11 protein-coding genes are annotated in these 16,893 nt (G+C 40.2%); 9 read left to right on the top strand and 2 right to left on the bottom strand.

Annotation, left to right across the window (positions count from 1 at the left end):
- The first annotated feature begins 316 nt into the window (after positions 1 to 316).
- A complete protein-coding gene (locus tag AC2SLT_RS07970) occupies positions 317 to 1,975 on the top strand; it encodes a fatty acid--CoA ligase (RefSeq protein ID WP_486547124.1) in 1,659 nt (552 codons plus the stop codon).
- Between the two features lie 780 nt (positions 1,976 to 2,755).
- Positions 2,756 to 4,426 (top strand): fatty acid--CoA ligase, encoded by a 1,671-nt coding sequence (locus AC2SLT_RS07965; protein WP_486547123.1) that lies wholly within the window; start codon positions 2,756 to 2,758, stop codon positions 4,424 to 4,426.
- Positions 4,427 to 4,551: 125 nt separating this feature from the next.
- On the opposite strand, the gene AC2SLT_RS07960 is transcribed toward AC2SLT_RS07965, so the two are convergent.
- A complete protein-coding gene (locus AC2SLT_RS07960; protein WP_486547122.1) occupies positions 4,552 to 5,367 on the bottom strand; it encodes a glycerophosphodiester phosphodiesterase in 816 nt (271 codons plus the stop codon).
- A gap of 493 nt (positions 5,368 to 5,860) precedes the next feature.
- Here AC2SLT_RS07960 and AC2SLT_RS07955 point away from each other — a divergent pair, with 493 nt between their 5' ends.
- Complete coding sequence (locus AC2SLT_RS07955; protein ID WP_486547121.1) at positions 5,861 to 6,838, top strand: hypothetical protein; 978 nt, start codon at positions 5,861 to 5,863, stop codon at positions 6,836 to 6,838.
- Between the two features lie 309 nt (positions 6,839 to 7,147).
- Here the strand turns inward: AC2SLT_RS07955 and AC2SLT_RS07950 are convergent, their stop codons facing one another.
- Positions 7,148 to 7,780 (bottom strand): cob(I)yrinic acid a,c-diamide adenosyltransferase, encoded by a 633-nt coding sequence (locus AC2SLT_RS07950; protein ID WP_486547120.1) that lies wholly within the window; start codon positions 7,778 to 7,780, stop codon positions 7,148 to 7,150.
- Positions 7,781 to 8,326: 546 nt separating this feature from the next.
- Between AC2SLT_RS07950 and cysS the strand changes: the two genes are divergently transcribed.
- The 6 genes from cysS (at position 8,327) to xthA (ending at position 16,862) form a co-directional block, all read left to right on the top strand.
- Positions 8,327 to 9,784, top strand: coding sequence for a cysteine--tRNA ligase (cysS, locus tag AC2SLT_RS07945; protein WP_486547243.1), 1,458 nt, complete (start codon positions 8,327 to 8,329; stop codon positions 9,782 to 9,784).
- A 221-nt stretch (positions 9,785 to 10,005) separates the two neighbouring features.
- Positions 10,006 to 11,970: a mechanosensitive ion channel family protein gene (locus tag AC2SLT_RS07940; protein ID WP_486547119.1), complete on the top strand. Its 1,965-nt coding sequence runs from the start codon at positions 10,006 to 10,008 to the stop codon at positions 11,968 to 11,970.
- A 196-nt stretch (positions 11,971 to 12,166) separates the two neighbouring features.
- Positions 12,167 to 13,639, top strand: coding sequence for an IMP dehydrogenase (guaB, locus tag AC2SLT_RS07935; RefSeq protein ID WP_486547118.1), 1,473 nt, complete (start codon positions 12,167 to 12,169; stop codon positions 13,637 to 13,639).
- 198 nt (positions 13,640 to 13,837) lie between these two features.
- Positions 13,838 to 15,196, top strand: coding sequence for a phosphoglucosamine mutase (gene glmM, locus AC2SLT_RS07930; RefSeq protein ID WP_486547117.1), 1,359 nt, complete (start codon positions 13,838 to 13,840; stop codon positions 15,194 to 15,196).
- A gap of 72 nt (positions 15,197 to 15,268) precedes the next feature.
- Positions 15,269 to 15,928 carry a pyridoxamine 5'-phosphate oxidase gene (pdxH, locus tag AC2SLT_RS07925; protein ID WP_486547116.1) on the top strand — a complete coding sequence of 220 codons (660 nt, stop codon included), beginning with the start codon at positions 15,269 to 15,271 and terminating at the stop codon, positions 15,926 to 15,928.
- A 118-nt stretch (positions 15,929 to 16,046) separates the two neighbouring features.
- Positions 16,047 to 16,862: an exodeoxyribonuclease III gene (gene xthA, locus AC2SLT_RS07920; protein WP_486547115.1), complete on the top strand. Its 816-nt coding sequence runs from the start codon at positions 16,047 to 16,049 to the stop codon at positions 16,860 to 16,862.
- Positions 16,863 to 16,893: the final 31 nt, after the last annotated feature.

Raw genomic sequence — 16,893 nt, 5'->3', positions numbered from 1 at the left:
GCAAATTTAATCCCACTAAATGGTTAAATATTAAGGGTTCAATTTTAGTCACTAATTGCTTTACTTACATCGAACAGTTCACTATCCTTAGCTATAAAGGAATTATATATAGAGTGCACTTGGACCTAATAAAAGCATGGTTTTGGGTTGTACGTTAAGTAAGCTGTTAACCAGCTTGTTAAAACCCTCTTTTAAGTTTCGAGTAAAAAGTCTGAGTAATGTACAAAATATCAGACCTCGTAAGAACTCTGCTTGAATGTTCCGCGTTGAAGCGTTCATCAGATACAACTTAATCAATGACATAATGGACTATATCATGAATAATCAATACCCCGCTGCGTCACAAGCTTACGACTATCCTCTAACTATCAAACATTTGTTGAACCGCTGTAGGGCCACCTCCCAAGAGCAAGAGATTGTCTTTGCTGATAAACAGCGAATGACCTACAAGGAACTATTTAGTCGGATTGCTAAGTTAGCCAATGTGCTGAAGTCTTTAAATCTTGAAAAAGGCGATGTCGTCGCAGTGATGGACTGGGATACGCCAAGATTTCTAGAGTCTTATTTCGCCGTTCCCATGTCACAATATATCTTGCAAACGGTTAATATTAGACTCTCACCTGAAAAAGTATTGTATACCATTAATCATGCAAAACCCAAAGTGTTGCTGTTAAACTCCGAATTTGCACCTATGGTCAAAGACTACCAGTTTGAAAACTCCTCAATTGAGCATGTGATATGGCTAGATGATAATGGTACCAGTAGTGATGGCGTATTGGGCATTAGTCAATCACGCCTAGTGGGTGAATATGAGCAGCTGTTAGATAGCGTCAGTGATGATTTTGAGTTTGAAGATTTCGATGAAAATAGTACGGCAGTTACCTTTTATACCTCAGGCACCACAGGAAATCCTAAAGGGGTATTTTTTAGTCATCGTCAGTTAGTACTTCATACTCTAGCTGAGACAGCGACTTTAGGCGCGTTGCCACAGAAGCAAGGTGTGGTTCATGGCGATGTTTATATGCCGCTGACGCCAATGTTTCATGCGATGGCATGGGGTTTTCCTTATGTCGCTACCATGTTAGGTCTGAAACAAGTCTATCCTGGACGCTATATCCCTGAAAAATTGTTGCATTTAATTGAGTCTGAAAAGGTCACAATCACACATTGCGTGCCAACCATTTTGCAAATGGTGCTTGAACAAGCCCGTATAGACGGCAAAAAATTCAATGGTTTAAAAATGATCACAGGTGGCTCTCATCTTACCGAAGGTCTTGCGACAAGAGCATTATCAGCTGGTATAGAAATCTATACGGGATATGGTATGTCAGAAACGGCGCCTTTAATTAGTATTACTGAATTCAGCGCCATCGATCCACAGATGAGTCTCGAAGAGGATGTGAAGCGTCGCTGTCTATCAGGGAAACCGGTTATGATGGTGGAGATGAAGCTTTGGGATGATGAGGGAAATGAAGTTGCTGCTGATGGTAAAAACTCAGGGGAGCTTGTATTACGGGCGCCGTGGCTCACTCAAAGTTATGCGAAAAATCCTGATGCAGGTGAAGCGTTATGGAAGGGTGGCTATATGCACACCCAAGATATTGCTTATCTGAGTACAGAGGGAATGTTAAAAATCTCTGATCGCCTAAAAGATGTGATCAAGACCGGCGGTGAATGGATATCGTCACTTGAGATTGAAACCATATTATCTCTTCATCCATCTGTCGCTGATGTCTCCGTCATTGGTATTCAAGACGAAAAGTGGGGTGAGCGTCCTTTAGCAGCTATTGTGCTTAAGGCGGGTTTTGAAGAGACCAATCCTGAAGACATTATAGCCTTGACAGTCCAAGCGGCGGAAAAAGGAATTATTCCAAAATACGGTATCCCTGAAAACTATAAAATTGTTGACGAGCTGCCTAAGACATCGGTGGGTAAGCATGATAAAAAACGCATGCGCGAGATGTTTGGGAATTAAGCTAAAATATAGGCGTCATATAGGCTTAATGATTATTAAACTAAATGGTCAGTCAATGAATAATTTAATATTTAAACTCCGCGCTTAACTTTTTAAAATCCACTATTCATGGATGGTGTTTTACTCAGTAAATCAAGACCTTCAATCATAATGCTGGGCTAAAGCCAAAGCCTACGTTAAGAGTTGAGAATGAGGTATTTTAAACAACCTGATATTCGAACATGATATCAGGTTGTTTGTTAAATGTTGCTTTTATAAGGTATGGCTTTACAGACACCACTGATTTAAATATGATTATTTGACGGCTTAATAGAGTCAGTAAGTCTAAATTGATTTAACTGTGAGCTATTAAACGTGAACCGTGAGAGCGGTTTAGCCCTGACAAAAGCGGTATCCTACTGGTCTGGGCGGACTGCGAGGTCTTGTCAAGATGAGGTATCGAGAAAACAGTAACTCATCTTGACTTAGTCCTCGCTCCGCCAAGACTGGTAGATACAAGCGGATGGCAGGATTAGCTACCATAGAATAACGTAGTTATAATTAGTTGGGTTTTTAAAATATTGACTTAAACTCTAAAGTGAAAACTCTAAACTAACTTGCTTTTAAAGTAACTGGCTTTATCAACGATCTGAAATTCTTCTTGCAGATATTAAAAACCAGCTCTAAAACCATAATTAAATGGTATAAATACCATCTAAATCAAATAACAGGATGATAAGTGGGAGCATAAATATGCCTCATTTTGAACCACACTAATCAAACGAATAAATGGACTATCACATGACCAATCACTATACTGCCGCGCCACAAGCGTACACCTTCCCATTAACTATCAAGCAACTGCTTAATCGCTCTAAAGTAACCTCACAAAATGAGGAAATCGTCTATGCTGATAAAAAGCATATGACGTATACTGAGCTGTTTTCACGCATTGCAAAGCTTGCCAATGTCTTCGATAAGTTGAACTTGGATAAGGGTGATGTGATCGCTGTGATGGATTGGGACAGTCACCGTTTTTTAGAGTCCTATTTTGCTGTGCCTATGTCGCAATATGTACTACAAACTGTCAATATTCGACTGTCCCCAGAAAAAGTCCTATATACCATTAATCATGCTAAGCCCAAAGTATTGCTATTAAATTCTGAGTTTGCGCCGATGGTGAAAGACTATCAATTTGAAAACTCGTCAATCGAGCATATTATTTGGCTAGATGATAATGGTATGAGCAGTGATGGCGTGTTTGGTGACAACCAGTCTCGAGTGTTAGGCGAATATGAAACCTTGATAGAGGAGGCCAGTGATGAGTTTGAGTTTGAAGACTTCGATGAAAATACGATTGCCTCAACCTTCTATACATCAGGGACTACGGGTGATCCAAAAGGAGTCTTCTTTAGTCATCGTCAATTGGTGCTTCATGCGTTAGCGGAAGCGGCAACGTTAGGGGTATTGCCACAGAAGCAGGGTCTGGTATTGGGTGATGTGTATATGCCGATGACGCCGATGTTCCATGTATTGGCTTGGGGCTTTCCTTATACCGCCACGATGCTTGGCATGAAACAGGTGTATCCAGGTCGCTACTCCCCTGATGTGCTACTGAAGCTTATCGAAGACGAGAAAGTGACCATCACCCATTGTGTGCCTACGATATTGCAGATGCTTTTAAAACAAGCCGATGCTGAGGGTAAAACGTTTGATGGGCTTAAGATGATTATCGGCGGGTCGCGCTTGACAGAAGGGCTGGCAAAAACGGCATTATCGGCTGGTATCGAGGTCTATACGGGTTATGGTATGTCAGAAACAGCACCGCTTATTAGTCTCACTGAGTTTAGGGCTGATGATCCTGAGATGAGTCTTGAAGAGGACGCCAAACGTCGTAGCTTGACTGGTAAGCCTGTGATTATGGTAGAGGCGAAAATTTGGGATGACGAGGGTAAAGCCTTGCCTCAAGATGGCGAGCAAACGGGTGAACTAGTACTTCGTGCGCCATGGTTAACCCAAAGCTATTTTAAAAATACCGATGCCGGCGTAGAGCTTTGGGAAGGTGGCTATATGCACACTGAAGACATCGCCTTTATGACTGATAATGGTACCTTAAAAATTACTGATCGCCTAAAAGATGTGATTAAGTCTGGCGGCGAATGGATATCGTCACTTGAGATTGAAACCATACTGTCATTGCATCCTGCTGTGGCTGACGTTGCAGTGATAGGTGTGCGTGATGAAAAATGGGGAGAGCGTCCGTTAGCCGCTATTGTGCTGAAGCCAAACTGTCAAGATACCAAGCCTGAAGATATTAAAGCCTTGGTTGAGCAAGCGGCAGAGAAGGGTATGATTCCAAAATATGGAGTCCCTGAATACTTCAAAATCGTTGATGATCTGCCCAAAACATCCGTTGGTAAGCATGATAAAAAACGAATGCGTCAGATGTTTACCGGTCAGACGACCCTATAGGTTAGTTGCTTCAATTTTAATGACAAATGAAGCTGCCGCATACGTTATGTGGCAGCTTTGTTATTATAGTCATAGCCAGATTAAATCTTTATCAAAACCTTAATCAAACTTAATCTATTTAACCCTTATAGCTTTAGCATTCTAGACGGATAATCAGTGATAATATAGTCCACGCCTAGCTTTATTAAACGGATCGCCTCTTCATTACTATTCACTGTCCAAGCAGTGGTTGAAAGATTATAACGACGACACAGTTGTATCATAGCCTTAGAGTAAAGGGGATAGTACAGCCCAACGCTACGACACCCTAAACGCAAGGCTATTTGAGGAGTTTGAGAAAGTGGCATTCTGGTACTGACGATATTGTCCTGAGTTGCTAGAGGTTCAATTAAAAGTCCGCGATCAAATTGTGCTAAAAAACGATGTCTTTGTAGATGTTGATGCAGCATGATATCAAAGCTGGTTAGCGTTATGGGTAAGTCTTTAAAAGACTTTGAGTTGAGTTTATCAGCTAAAGCTTCTGTCAATTTATTATAGTTGGTTCTATTATGCGTTTTTATTTCAAGCTCAATATGCTGATAGCCTGCTAGCATTGAGGGCATATCGTCAAGTAGTAGTATTGGATGACGTCCTATCGCTAGTGATTGATTGGTTTTATTGAATAACTCTTGGCTATTGGACTGATCGATACGCGACTGGCTGCCGTATATTCTTTGCAAAGTATCATCATGAAAGACGGCAAGTTTACCATCTAATGTCAGTTGAACATCGAACTCGACACCCACTAATTTGTTTTGGGATCGACAGCATAGCTGTTGAAGGTGCTCAAACCCAGCACGGCTATTTTCCAATGCTTCTCCGCGCGCTCCTCTATGCCCCATCATTCGAGTGGAAGTACGATCTAGAAGAGCCGGTATTGATGGTTGAGGGTGATTGATCATAATAGAGTGCCTATTGAGTTGATATAAAAGTTATTTGATAAAGCGTATTCTGGTCTAGTTTCTTCAAATAGCTAGGTCTACACCAAAACACTTACGTCCGTATAGTATTATATGAGGGAGTAAGTAAAGCATTCACTAAAAGGCTAAATACAATTTTAAATTTGCAAATTAAAGATACTATTTAGTATATTGAGAAGGTTTGACGTATAATAGACTGCACAATGGCTATTAGAGCGGATAATTCCTTTTCTATTACATAACTTATTCTATTAAATAACTTATCCTTTTTAAACTCGGGCAGACTCATTGCACCTACTATTTGTAGGGTTTGCATTCGTCTTCCTTGATATGTTAATTTCTAGATGTAGTATTAAATCCTTATTTAATCTAATGATGCATTATTTTTATTAAAATTTGTCACTATTCGACCTACTTAATTATAAATTTTGAGTTGATGATTTATAGATAAGTATAGGTATTCCAAGAGGTTAAAATGAAGTTAAGTTTAGATCTAGTTTCCCAAAATAAAGGCTTAGTTAGTGTCGCTTTAATCTGCGCTTTAACGGCGGTAAGTTGTGGCAAAAAAGAAGATACTACTGATAAAAATGCTGATGAAACACCGGTTGAAGTCACTACCAATACAGCGCCACAAACGGTACAGTGTGATGATCCCGTGGCACTAACTCAATTGTCGCAGTCTATCAAGTCTAATCTTAACTCACAAACACAAAGTATGTTTAATGCTTACGCTGAAAGTGCAGGTGAGTCATTAAGCCTATCTAATCTTAATAATGCGGTTGGTTCTATATTAATAGACGTTGCTAATCCAACGGTACTGCAAGAAGCGAATGCTCAAGGTATGGTCACGTGTAGTGCTAGTTTAAGCTTAACATTACCCAATCAAGATATTACTCGAGCTACTAGAGTCTATGACTCCCTAGAAAATCGTAATTTAAAAGATTTATTACTGGCAGATAATATTACTTTAAATAATAATATGCTGGTCAGTAACAATTTCAATTATGTGGTAGGGATGCAAGGCGGACGAACCACTTCACGAATAGTGGGACAGCCTGTTATCTTAGCAGCAGTGTCTGATATTATTGCTAAGTCCCAGTTTCAAGCCACTCTTGATGTAGAGCGTGAGGCTCCTAGAGTCGTACAGCCTAGACCTGCTCCAGCATTACCAGCCGAACCTTCAACAAGATCTGAGCCACGCGTGCGCCCCGAGCCTGAGCCACGACCTGCAACGCCGCCAAGCCAGAATACGAATAATCCAAGTACTAATAATTCTACACCCAATACATCGTCAGCCGATAATAGCAGTGCCTCTAAACCGACTGCTAATGCACCTACCAATGCATCGTCATCCAATAACAGTAGTAAACCCTCTGAGCCAAAAGTAGATCATAAAGTTCCTCAAAACGATGATATTGAAATGGTGATCATTGAAGAAGAGGGTACGTACTAACTTCTTTAGTCGGTATATTTTTATACTGTTTTATGATAACTCCTCTTCAAGCAAAATAGTCCTCATTTAGTGGACTATTTTGTTTTATAGATTTTTATAATAAGCACCTATAGTCATAGTTAACTAAATGAGATACAAGGCAACAAAGCGCAAGTACTACTCTAGTAGGCTAAGTGAGGTTAACGCTGTAGCTTTTTAGTTGCCTACGACTATATTGGTAACGTGTAGGTATGCCTTTCAAAATAGGGTAATATCAACAATTGGTATTAGGGCAACAAGTATTGGAATCGCTCTCTATATATCAATATTCTATCTACTGAACTTATCTAAAATTGTTTTATCCCATAATACTTCTTGAGAGTGTTCAAGTTTTGCGCAATATCTTGCCAATACAAAGAGCCAATCTGAGAGTCGATTCAATAATGTCACAGAGTTTTTTGACAATGAATCTGACTTAATATTGTTTAAAAGAACAGCTTGACGCTCACTGCGACGACAAACGGTTCGGGCAATATGAATCTGGCTAACCAACAGCGAGCCTGCCGGCAGAATAAAGTCTTTTAAAGGCGGAAGGTGTTTGTTCATCACGTCAATTTCTGATTCTAACCATGCAATATGGGCCTCATCAATACCTTTATACTCTGGCATTGCTAATTCACCACCTATATTAAATAATAGGTGCTGAATGGTACTCATGGTCTCAAGAAGGGACGATAAAGATGGATTATCTACCTGATTACTAGAGGTAGGATTTGACGAGGAGTGACTAATTATGAGTGTATTAGCATATGCTGATATCATGCCTATATGGGCATTTAGCTCATCCACATCACCCATGACGATAAAAATTTGATCTGCTTTACTGACTCTATCTCCGTTTGCTAATCCAGTCGTTCCATCATCTCCGGTGCGAGTATATATCTTGGTAAGTCGGTTTCCCATTGAACGCCTCTTTATTTATTTGAGTGACAACTTCAGTGCTATTACTATGACCTATTGATTCTTAGACCTATTGAATCTATGAGCTATTGAAAGTTACTATCGACACAACCATTACATCACTAATTCAAGAAATAATTAAAACATCTAACTAAGCGAAAAACGAAGCTGATTAAAGTTAAGATGTTTATAAATTAAAACGTTTGTGATGAGACAACGTTTTCAATCGATAGCTGAACTATTGTCATGAAATATAGCATTTTTAGTCAAGCTTAGGTAAGATGGCTCTCATCAAAAAATTAGTTAAACGGTTCAATGTAGCTACCTAATAGCTACCTAAATCCTAGTAACTATATGCTAGTAACTATATGCTAGTAACTATATGCTAGCAAAAGCACCTAGCATTGTATCTATTAGTACGCCTATGTTAACAGTATATATAATTTAAGGTTTTTCATTATGTCATCACACACTAATATAATACGAACGCCTGACTACATCGCAAGTCAATTACAGCAACATCAAGCGTCTTTAAAGATTTATGACTCTATGTCAACCAAAAAACAAAACTTTGAGCCTATTGTTGCAGGTAAGGTTGGGATGTATGTGTGTGGAATGACCGTTTATGATTATTGTCATATAGGTCATGCCAGAGTTATGGTGGCATTTGATGTGATCTCTCGCTGGATGCGTCACTTAGGATACGAGGTGACCTATGTGCGCAATATAACCGATATTGACGATAAAATTATTGCACGCGCTAATGAAAATGGAGAAGAGATAGGGGAGCTCACTCATCGGTTTATTGAGGCGATGCACGACGATGCGGCAGCAATAGGCTGTACGAATCCAGATTTGGAGCCACGTGCTACTGATCATATCAATGATATGCTTGACATGATTGGCAAACTTGAGCAAAAAGAGCATGCCTATGCAGCGTCGAACGGTGATGTCTATTATGCTGTGGAAACCTTTGATGATTATGGAAAATTATCAAAACGCAAACTAGAGGATTTGCAGGCAGGTTCTCGCGTAGAGGTGGATACTGATAAGAAAAATCCTTTTGATTTTGTACTTTGGAAAGCGGCCAAAGAAGGTGAGCCTCAGTGGCAATCACACTGGGGCGGTGGGCGTCCTGGATGGCATATTGAGTGCTCTGCTATGTCGACTAGATGCTTGGGTAATAGTTTTGATATTCATGGTGGTGGTCACGATTTGCAATTCCCACATCATGAAAATGAAATCGCTCAGTCTGAAGCTGCCACAGGGTGTACGTATGCTAACAACTGGATGCATGTTGGTTTTATCAATGTCGATGGTGAAAAGATGTCCAAGTCATTGGGTAACTTCTTCACGATACGCGAGGTGATGGAGAAATTCCATCCCGAAACAATACGATTCTTCATTTTATCCAGTCATTATCGAAGTCAGGTAAATTTCTCGGATGCTGCTTTAAAAGAAGCGCACTCTGGATTGACCCGTATTTATCAAGCTTTGAAGGCAGCGGATGCTGTATTGAGCCAAATTAATGACAATGAACTAATTAGTAATGATATAAATAGCAATAAGACACAGACAGATAGCGATGAAAGCTTACCCGATTCTAGCCATGTCACCGACTTTATTGCGGCAATGAACGATGACTTTAATACGCCACTGGCGATCAGTGTGCTATTTAGCTTAGCAAAAGAAGTCAATAAGCTGGCACGTGAGGCTGATGATTCAGGCGTCAGATCTGCTCTAACTCGTAAGACTGAGCAGTTAAGAGCATTGGCAGGTATGTTAAATATCGGTCAGTTGCCTCCTACTGAGTTTTTGCAAGCGCAAATTGGTGCAAATAGCGAAAATCAAATGAGTGATGATCAAATCCAAGCTCTTATTGACGAGCGATTAGCAGCTAAAGCCAATAAAAACTTTGCACGAGCAGACGAAATTCGAGAATTGCTACAAAATAGCAATATCGAACTTGAAGATGGCAAAGGTGGAACGACGTGGCGCCGTATTTAGTTAATTATTTTCAAGAAAAAGACTATAAACTTCGACTATTTATGACGTCAATGTAAGTAGAAGGTCTTTGGACTAGCCTGCTCATTAGTGGTGCAGGTTTTTTTATAAACACTATTAATGAGACGTAGCCCTTAGCTTGATATCGGTAAAACGTCTTATAAACTTATTGAGTAATAGCTACTATTAATAGCTACTATGAATAGTTACTAGCAAAGGTGGGTATGGACAGTCATTCAAAGCCAATCAGAAGTAGCCAGAAAATACGGGTTAATGATTTGAGACTGTGGATGGTGGCGCTATTCATTAGTATATTGATGGTTACTGTATTTCCTACTGCCCATGCCGAAGGCGGTGTTGCTGAGCGTTCAGATAACAATAATTTGGTATCTTCATCACAGGTGAAAAATGCAAGCGCTGATGAAGTGACTAATGCAAGCGCTGATGAAGTGGCTATTGCTCAACAACCTAAGACACTAACTGGTTATATCAAAGAGCGAATCGACGAAGAAGGGGAAGAAGACAATTACCCAACCCGTAAGCTTCAAGCCAATTCAGAACTGATCGGTGAATATAACCAGGCTTATTATGTAGTTAAGAAACTAAACGCTGGTCTTCCTAAGCCTAGCATCCCGCCTAATCTAGAAACGCCCTTGGCAACACTAGAGTTCTTTAATACAGCCAATCTACAAAACAACTTTGCATTGGCCGCCTACTCACTTAATCTCAACTCTATTGAAGACTCGCAGCAAATTGAGCTTGCCCAAAAGCTTGTCAAAAAGCTTGACTATCTATTATCCGAAAAAGACTTGTACGTTTTCGATGATATGCCCGATCGGGCAGACGGTTTAGTACAGCCATCGATAGGCGGTAATAATCCCATTCATGGGGTGCCAAGACGCTCAATCAAGCTTGGATCTATTGATTACAAAAACCGCAGTGTACCAATTTATTTAGAGCGCATAAAAGTAGATGGTCAGGCACCGATTTGGGTGTTTTCATCGCAAACTGTCATGAATATTGATGCTTTGTATGATATCCATAAGCCGGCTCAATTCGAAGGTAATTTCCCAGATTGGTTATCGATAGAGGTTTTTGGTCTAAGAATCTGGGAGATATTAGCCATACTGATCTTGATGGTACTGACAATGGGGCTCGGTCTGTTAATGAGTAAGGGCGCCGCCAAACTGACTGAGGCTTATTCTAATAAACAGTTAAACAAGGACGAGCACAATAAGATGTCTTTACAGGGTAAAGGCATTACCGACTTATTTAACAAAATAACAGGACCTTTAACCGTCTTTATAAGTTTCTCAATGATGTTTGCCTTGGTATCTGGAAGCCTCCCTAAAGTGGATGCTATTGCCACCTCTCTACGCCCTATAATTTGGATAGGGTTGATAATAAGTGCATTGTGGCTCGGCATTAGAAGTATTAACTTCTTTGCTAACCGATATCAAGATTACCAGATTGACGCGCTTGATGAAGAGCAATTTAATATTCAGCGCGTGCGCATGACCTATGTATCGATATTTAGACGCATTTTCATATTTGTTATCGTATTAGGTGGACTCTGGTTTAGCTTAACAGAGTTTACAAACTTAGAAGGGCTTGGCAAGACATTATTGACTTCTGCAGGCATTGCAGGTGCGGTGATAGGTATTGCCGCCCAACCGACTCTCGGAAATATTATAGCAGGGTTTCAGGTAGCCCTAACTCAGCCTGTACGTATTGGGGATACAGTGATGCTGAGTGGTATTTGGTCTGAGGTAGAAGACTTAAGATATACCTACGCAGTCTTGAAAACATGGGATAATAGACGCTTAATTGTACCTATGAAACACTTTGTGACAGAGGTGATTGAAAACTGGTCACACACTACCACCACTCAGGTGCATCCGGTTTACCTGTTTGTTGATTACGGCGCAGATATTGAGGCAATTAAACAAAAATTCATCGAGCTTACCAAAGCCCATGAACTTTGGGATAATGAGACTGAGCCTGATGTGCAAGTAACCGATGTGACTGAGGATACGATTAAACTTCGCGGTAAAGTAAGTGCCGCAGGACCGCTTGAAGTATGGGATTTAAGCTGTGATGTACGCAAACAAATGCTTGATTACTTAAGCGAAGAACATAATTACTGTTTACCAACTGATCGTATTACCTTAACGTCGAGAGAGCGTTGAAATAGTATAGTGAAGCCCCCAAATAAATGTAAATTAAAAAATAACGAATAAATGATATTACCATCCAGTTTAATTAGTTAACTTTAGTTAGTTACCTTTCAACAACTTAGTATTGATAGTAGAGTGAATTCATTACCTCACCTGATAAATTATTTTGTTATAATACAGTGCTTATTTTTCTAGCCAAGGGGTTTGTATGTTGCGAATCGTAGATGATGCCTTAACTTTTGATGATGTTTTACTCCTGCCAGCATATTCTGATGTGCTACCTAAATCAGCCTCATTAACGACGCGATTAACCGAGGATATCTCTTTAAATCTTCCGATAATCTCTGCGGCAATGGATACGGTGACGGAGTCAGAGATGGCTATCACTATGGCACAACTTGGGGGTATGGGTATCGTCCATAAAAATATGGATATTGATCGCCAAGCTATGCAAGTACGCCGTGTCAAAAAGTTTGAGGCCGGTACTGTGGTTGATCCTATTACTGTATCTCCAGATATAAGTGTCGGTGAGCTTCTTCGTATTACCAAAGAAAATAACATCTCCGGTGTTCCAGTCGTTGAGCCTGGCAGTGGACAAGTTGTGGGTATCGTGACTCACCGTGATGTCCGTTTTGAAACCAATCACAATCAACCTGTTAAAAATGTCATGACCCCTCAAGATAAGCTTGTGACAGTTAAAGAAGGGGAGAGCAATGAAAATATTAAGAAATTGCTACATGAACACCGCATCGAAAAAGTATTGGTTGTTGATGATAATTTTGCCTTAAAAGGTTTGATCACGGTCAATGACTTTAACAAAGCAGAAAACAATCCAAATGCCTGTAAAGACTCGCATGGTCGATTACGGGTTGGCGCAGCAGTCGGTACTGGACCTGATACGCCAGCACGGGTAGAAGCTTTAGCGGAAGCAGAAGTAGACGTGATCGTTGTGGATACGGCGCATGGACATTCTAAAGGTGTTATTGATAAAGTTGCTTGGGTTAAAAAGAACTTTCCTCACATTCAAGTGATTGGCGGTAATATCGCGACAGGTGATGCCGCCCTTGCGCTACGTGACGCAGGTGCAAACGCTGTCAAAGTAGGTATCGGTCCTGGTTCAATCTGTACCACGCGTATTATTGCCGGTGTTGGTGTCCCCCAAATCTCTGCAATTGATAATGTAGCATCTGCTTTAAAAGACAGTATTCCATTGATAGCCGATGGTGGCATTCGTTACTCTGGTGATATGGCAAAAGCAATTGTTGCTGGTGCCTCATGTATCATGGTGGGTTCTTTATTGGCAGGTACAGAGGAAGCGCCAGGAGAAGTTGAACTCTTCCAAGGGCGTTATTATAAAGCTTACCGCGGTATGGGTAGCTTAGGCGCTATGTCCGGCTCTAATGGATCATCAGATCGTTATTTCCAAGACGCAAAAGATGGTGTTGAGAAGCTGGTACCAGAAGGTATCGAAGGACGTGTTCCCTATAAAGGACCGGTTAATGGTATTATCAACCAGTTAGTTGGTGGTCTACGTTCATCAATGGGCTATACAGGTAGTGCGACTATCGATGAGATGCGCACCAAACCTGAGTTTATTCGCGTGACCTCGGCAGGTATGAAAGAGTCTCATGTTCATGATGTTCAAATTACTAAGGAAGCCCCGAACTATCGAGTGAACTAATTAAAATTTGGACGTTCATTGAGGCATTGAGTCTCTGTTATAAAGACCTTTCTTTAATTTGTATATAATAAGACCAAAAGACATTATCTTTTGGTCTTTTTTTTGTAGTATATTAATAATAGGTAATAGTGTCCTATTTTTTTTAATTTTTCTATTTTAAATTTTTCTTTTTTAAATTTTAAATATTTTGAGGTTTTTATGAGTTATTTTGGTACGGATGGTATTAGGGGGTTATTTGGAAAGTTTCCTATCACACCAGATTTTGTTCTTAAATTGGGCTATATGACGGGTCAAGTATTAGTTGAAAACCATACAAAAAGTAATAAAAAACCGAGTGTACTAATTGGTAAAGATACCCGTCTTTCAGGATATGTACTTGAGGCCGCTCTTCAAGCAGGGTTTAATTCTGCTGGTGTCGACGTTCACATGATAGGTCCATTACCAACACCTGCCATTGCACATTTGACCCGTAGCTTCCATGCAGATGCTGGCGTGGTGATTTCAGCCTCACATAATCCCTTTTATGATAACGGTATTAAGTTCTTTGGCGCCGATGGCACTAAACTCAGTGATGAGATGCAAGAAGCCATCAATAGTAAGCTTAAAGGAGTGGTAGAAGGTCATGCAGATTATAAACAAGATAATCCGTCGCTATTAGGTAAACATTTCCGTATCAATGATGCAAAAGGGCGCTATATTGAATTTTGTAAAGGTAGTTTTCCCTACAACTTTGATTTGACTGACCTAACCATCGTTATCGATTGTGCAAATGGTTCGGGATATAGTGTGGGTCCACGCGTGTTACGTGAGCTCGGCGCTAATGTTATTGCAATCCACAATACGCCTGACGGTATTAATATAAATGATAACTGCGGATCCACCCATCCACAGTCTCTACAACAATCAGTACTTGAGCATAAAGCCGATGTGGGTATTGCCTTAGATGGTGATGGCGACCGTATTATTATGGTCGATGAAAATGGCGAATTGGTTGATGGTGACGGTATCTTATATATATTAGCGACTAAGACGGAAGCCAAAGTTGAAGGCGTCGTAGGTACCCAAATGAGTAATATGGGACTACAATTAGCTCTCGAATCAAATAATATCACTTTTGAAAGAGCTAAAGTGGGCGATCGTTATGTGATGCAAGGTCTTGAGTCACATGGGTGGATATTAGGGGGAGAGCCTTCTGGTCATATCTTATGTTTGGACAAAAGCCGTACTGGGGATGCCATCATTGCAGGACTGCAAGTGTTAGCAGTCATGGTGCAAACGAAGCAGAGCTTGAGTCAGTTAATGACAGGCTTTAGTTTATTACCGCAGCATTTAGTCAATGTGAGGGTGGAGAAAATGGTAGACCCTTATAGTTTTCCAGAGCTGGCACAAGCCTTTGATAATGCCTCTAAAAATATTGAAGGTCGTGGTCGAATATTGATTCGTAAATCTGGCACAGAGCCATTAATCCGAGTTATGGTTGAGCTTGACGATCAAGCGGAGTGTGAAAATCTGACCAATGAGCTTGCGGATAAAGTGAAGCAAGTCATGGCGGGTTAAGGTCAATATAAACCATTTAATAACGACCCATATAACGATAACTAGTTTAATATAACTTTGTGAGAGTAGAGTATGGATTTTTCCGATCAAAGAGTCTCTTATGAAAAAGGGGCTCTGTATGAAGAGATGCTACCTGATAACCCTTTTGAATTGCTAAAACGTTGGATTAATGAGGCAATAGAGTCTAAGGTACCTGAGCCTTACGCCATAAGCTTGGCAACTTGTGGTGCTGATAAGCAGCCCTCTGTTCGGACGGTATTGGTTCGTGAGGTGAATGATTTTGGTATCGTATTTTATACCAATTACCTTAGTCATAAAGGTGAAGATATCGCTGAAAATCCTCAGGCGGAAAGTTTATTTTTTTGGCACGATATGCAGCGACAAGTGAGAGTTCGAGGTACTATTGCAAAGATAGATCGTGCTAAAACAGATGATTATTTTCAAAAGCGTCCCTATGAGAGTCAGATTGGTGCTTGGGTCAGCCAACCTCAAAGTGGCGAAGTAGCAAGCCGTGAAGTCCTAGATAAACGCTTTGCTGAATTAAAGCAACAGTACCCAGAAGGTAAAAAGGTCCCAACGCCAGACTTCTGGGGAGGTTATCAAATAAAAGCCTCTGAAATAGAGTTTTGGCAGGGGCGTCCCAATAGATTACACGATCGACTGCTTTATAAACAAAAAAATATGAACTCATTCGTTGGTGAAGGCTGGCAAGTAGTACGATTGCTCCCTTAATGAACGATATGACGTGCAAATTAACGATATAAACTGCTAATTAACGAAATAAAGTAGAATATTAAGTACAAGTATTAGCAGGATAAATTCATTTTAAAGATTTAGGATATGTAGGTTTATGACCCGTTTTGTCAGTTTTAATATTAATGGAATTAGAGCCCGTCAACATCAGCTAGAAGCGGTGAAGGATATTATAGATCCAGATGTTATGGGTCTACAGGAGACCAAAGTTCATGATGAACAGTTTCCTTTAGCGAATATCGAATCGCTGGGTTACCATGTTGAATACTTTGGTCAAAAAGCGCATTATGGTGTCGCCTTATTATCAAAAGTCGCGCCTATTTTTGTCCAAAAAGGCTTTCCTGATGACGTTGAAGAGTCTCAAAAGAGATTTATTCATGCACGATATGAGTTTGGAGGGCAAGAAGTTGATGTGTTAAATGGTTATTTTCCGCAAGGAGAAAACCGTAATCATGCTATTAAGTTCCCAATGAAGCGCGACTATTATGCATCTTTGAATAAATATATTGACTCATTGAAGACAGAAGGAAGGACGCTTATTATAATGGGTGATATGAATATTGCGCCAGAAGATATCGACATTGGTATTGGTGAGAAAAATGCTCAGCGCTGGTTGAAAACTGGAAAAACATCCTTTTTACCTGAAGAGCGTGAATGGTATAGTGCTGTAATGAGTCGTCAGTTATTTGACACGTATCGAATTCACTACCCTGATTCTAATGAGAAGTTTAGTTGGTTTGATTATCGCAGCCGTGGCTTCGATGATGATCCAAAACGGGGGTTAAGGATTGATCATATTTTATGCACTGAAGATATCAAAGATAACTGTATAGATGCTGGTATCAGTTATGAGTTGCGGGCGATGGAAAAGCCGTCTGATCATGCGCCGATTTGGGCTTCATTTGAGTTTTAAAGTTAATTATTTTGTTAGGGGTGAGTGAAGT

It is taken from the genome of Psychrobacter sp. CX18, from assembly GCF_057396215.1.
The sequence above is the reverse complement of the archived record's forward strand: the minus strand, read 5'-3'. Positions and strand labels throughout refer to the sequence as shown.

Coding starts and splice junctions, on each gene's coding strand:
- AC2SLT_RS07970 (WP_486547124.1), top strand. CDS start 317: ATGAATAATCAATACCCCGCTGCGTCACAAGCTTACGACTATCCTCTA.
- AC2SLT_RS07965 (WP_486547123.1), top strand. CDS start 2,756: ATGACCAATCACTATACTGCCGCGCCACAAGCGTACACCTTCCCATTA.
- AC2SLT_RS07960 (WP_486547122.1), bottom strand. CDS start 5,367: ATGATCAATCACCCTCAACCATCAATACCGGCTCTTCTAGATCGTACT.
- AC2SLT_RS07955 (WP_486547121.1), top strand. CDS start 5,861: ATGAAGTTAAGTTTAGATCTAGTTTCCCAAAATAAAGGCTTAGTTAGT.
- AC2SLT_RS07950 (WP_486547120.1), bottom strand. CDS start 7,780: ATGGGAAACCGACTTACCAAGATATATACTCGCACCGGAGATGATGGA.
- cysS (WP_486547243.1), top strand. CDS start 8,327: ATGTCAACCAAAAAACAAAACTTTGAGCCTATTGTTGCAGGTAAGGTT.
- AC2SLT_RS07940 (WP_486547119.1), top strand. CDS start 10,006: ATGGACAGTCATTCAAAGCCAATCAGAAGTAGCCAGAAAATACGGGTT.
- guaB (WP_486547118.1), top strand. CDS start 12,167: ATGTTGCGAATCGTAGATGATGCCTTAACTTTTGATGATGTTTTACTC.
- glmM (WP_486547117.1), top strand. CDS start 13,838: ATGAGTTATTTTGGTACGGATGGTATTAGGGGGTTATTTGGAAAGTTT.
- pdxH (WP_486547116.1), top strand. CDS start 15,269: ATGGATTTTTCCGATCAAAGAGTCTCTTATGAAAAAGGGGCTCTGTAT.
- xthA (WP_486547115.1), top strand. CDS start 16,047: ATGACCCGTTTTGTCAGTTTTAATATTAATGGAATTAGAGCCCGTCAA.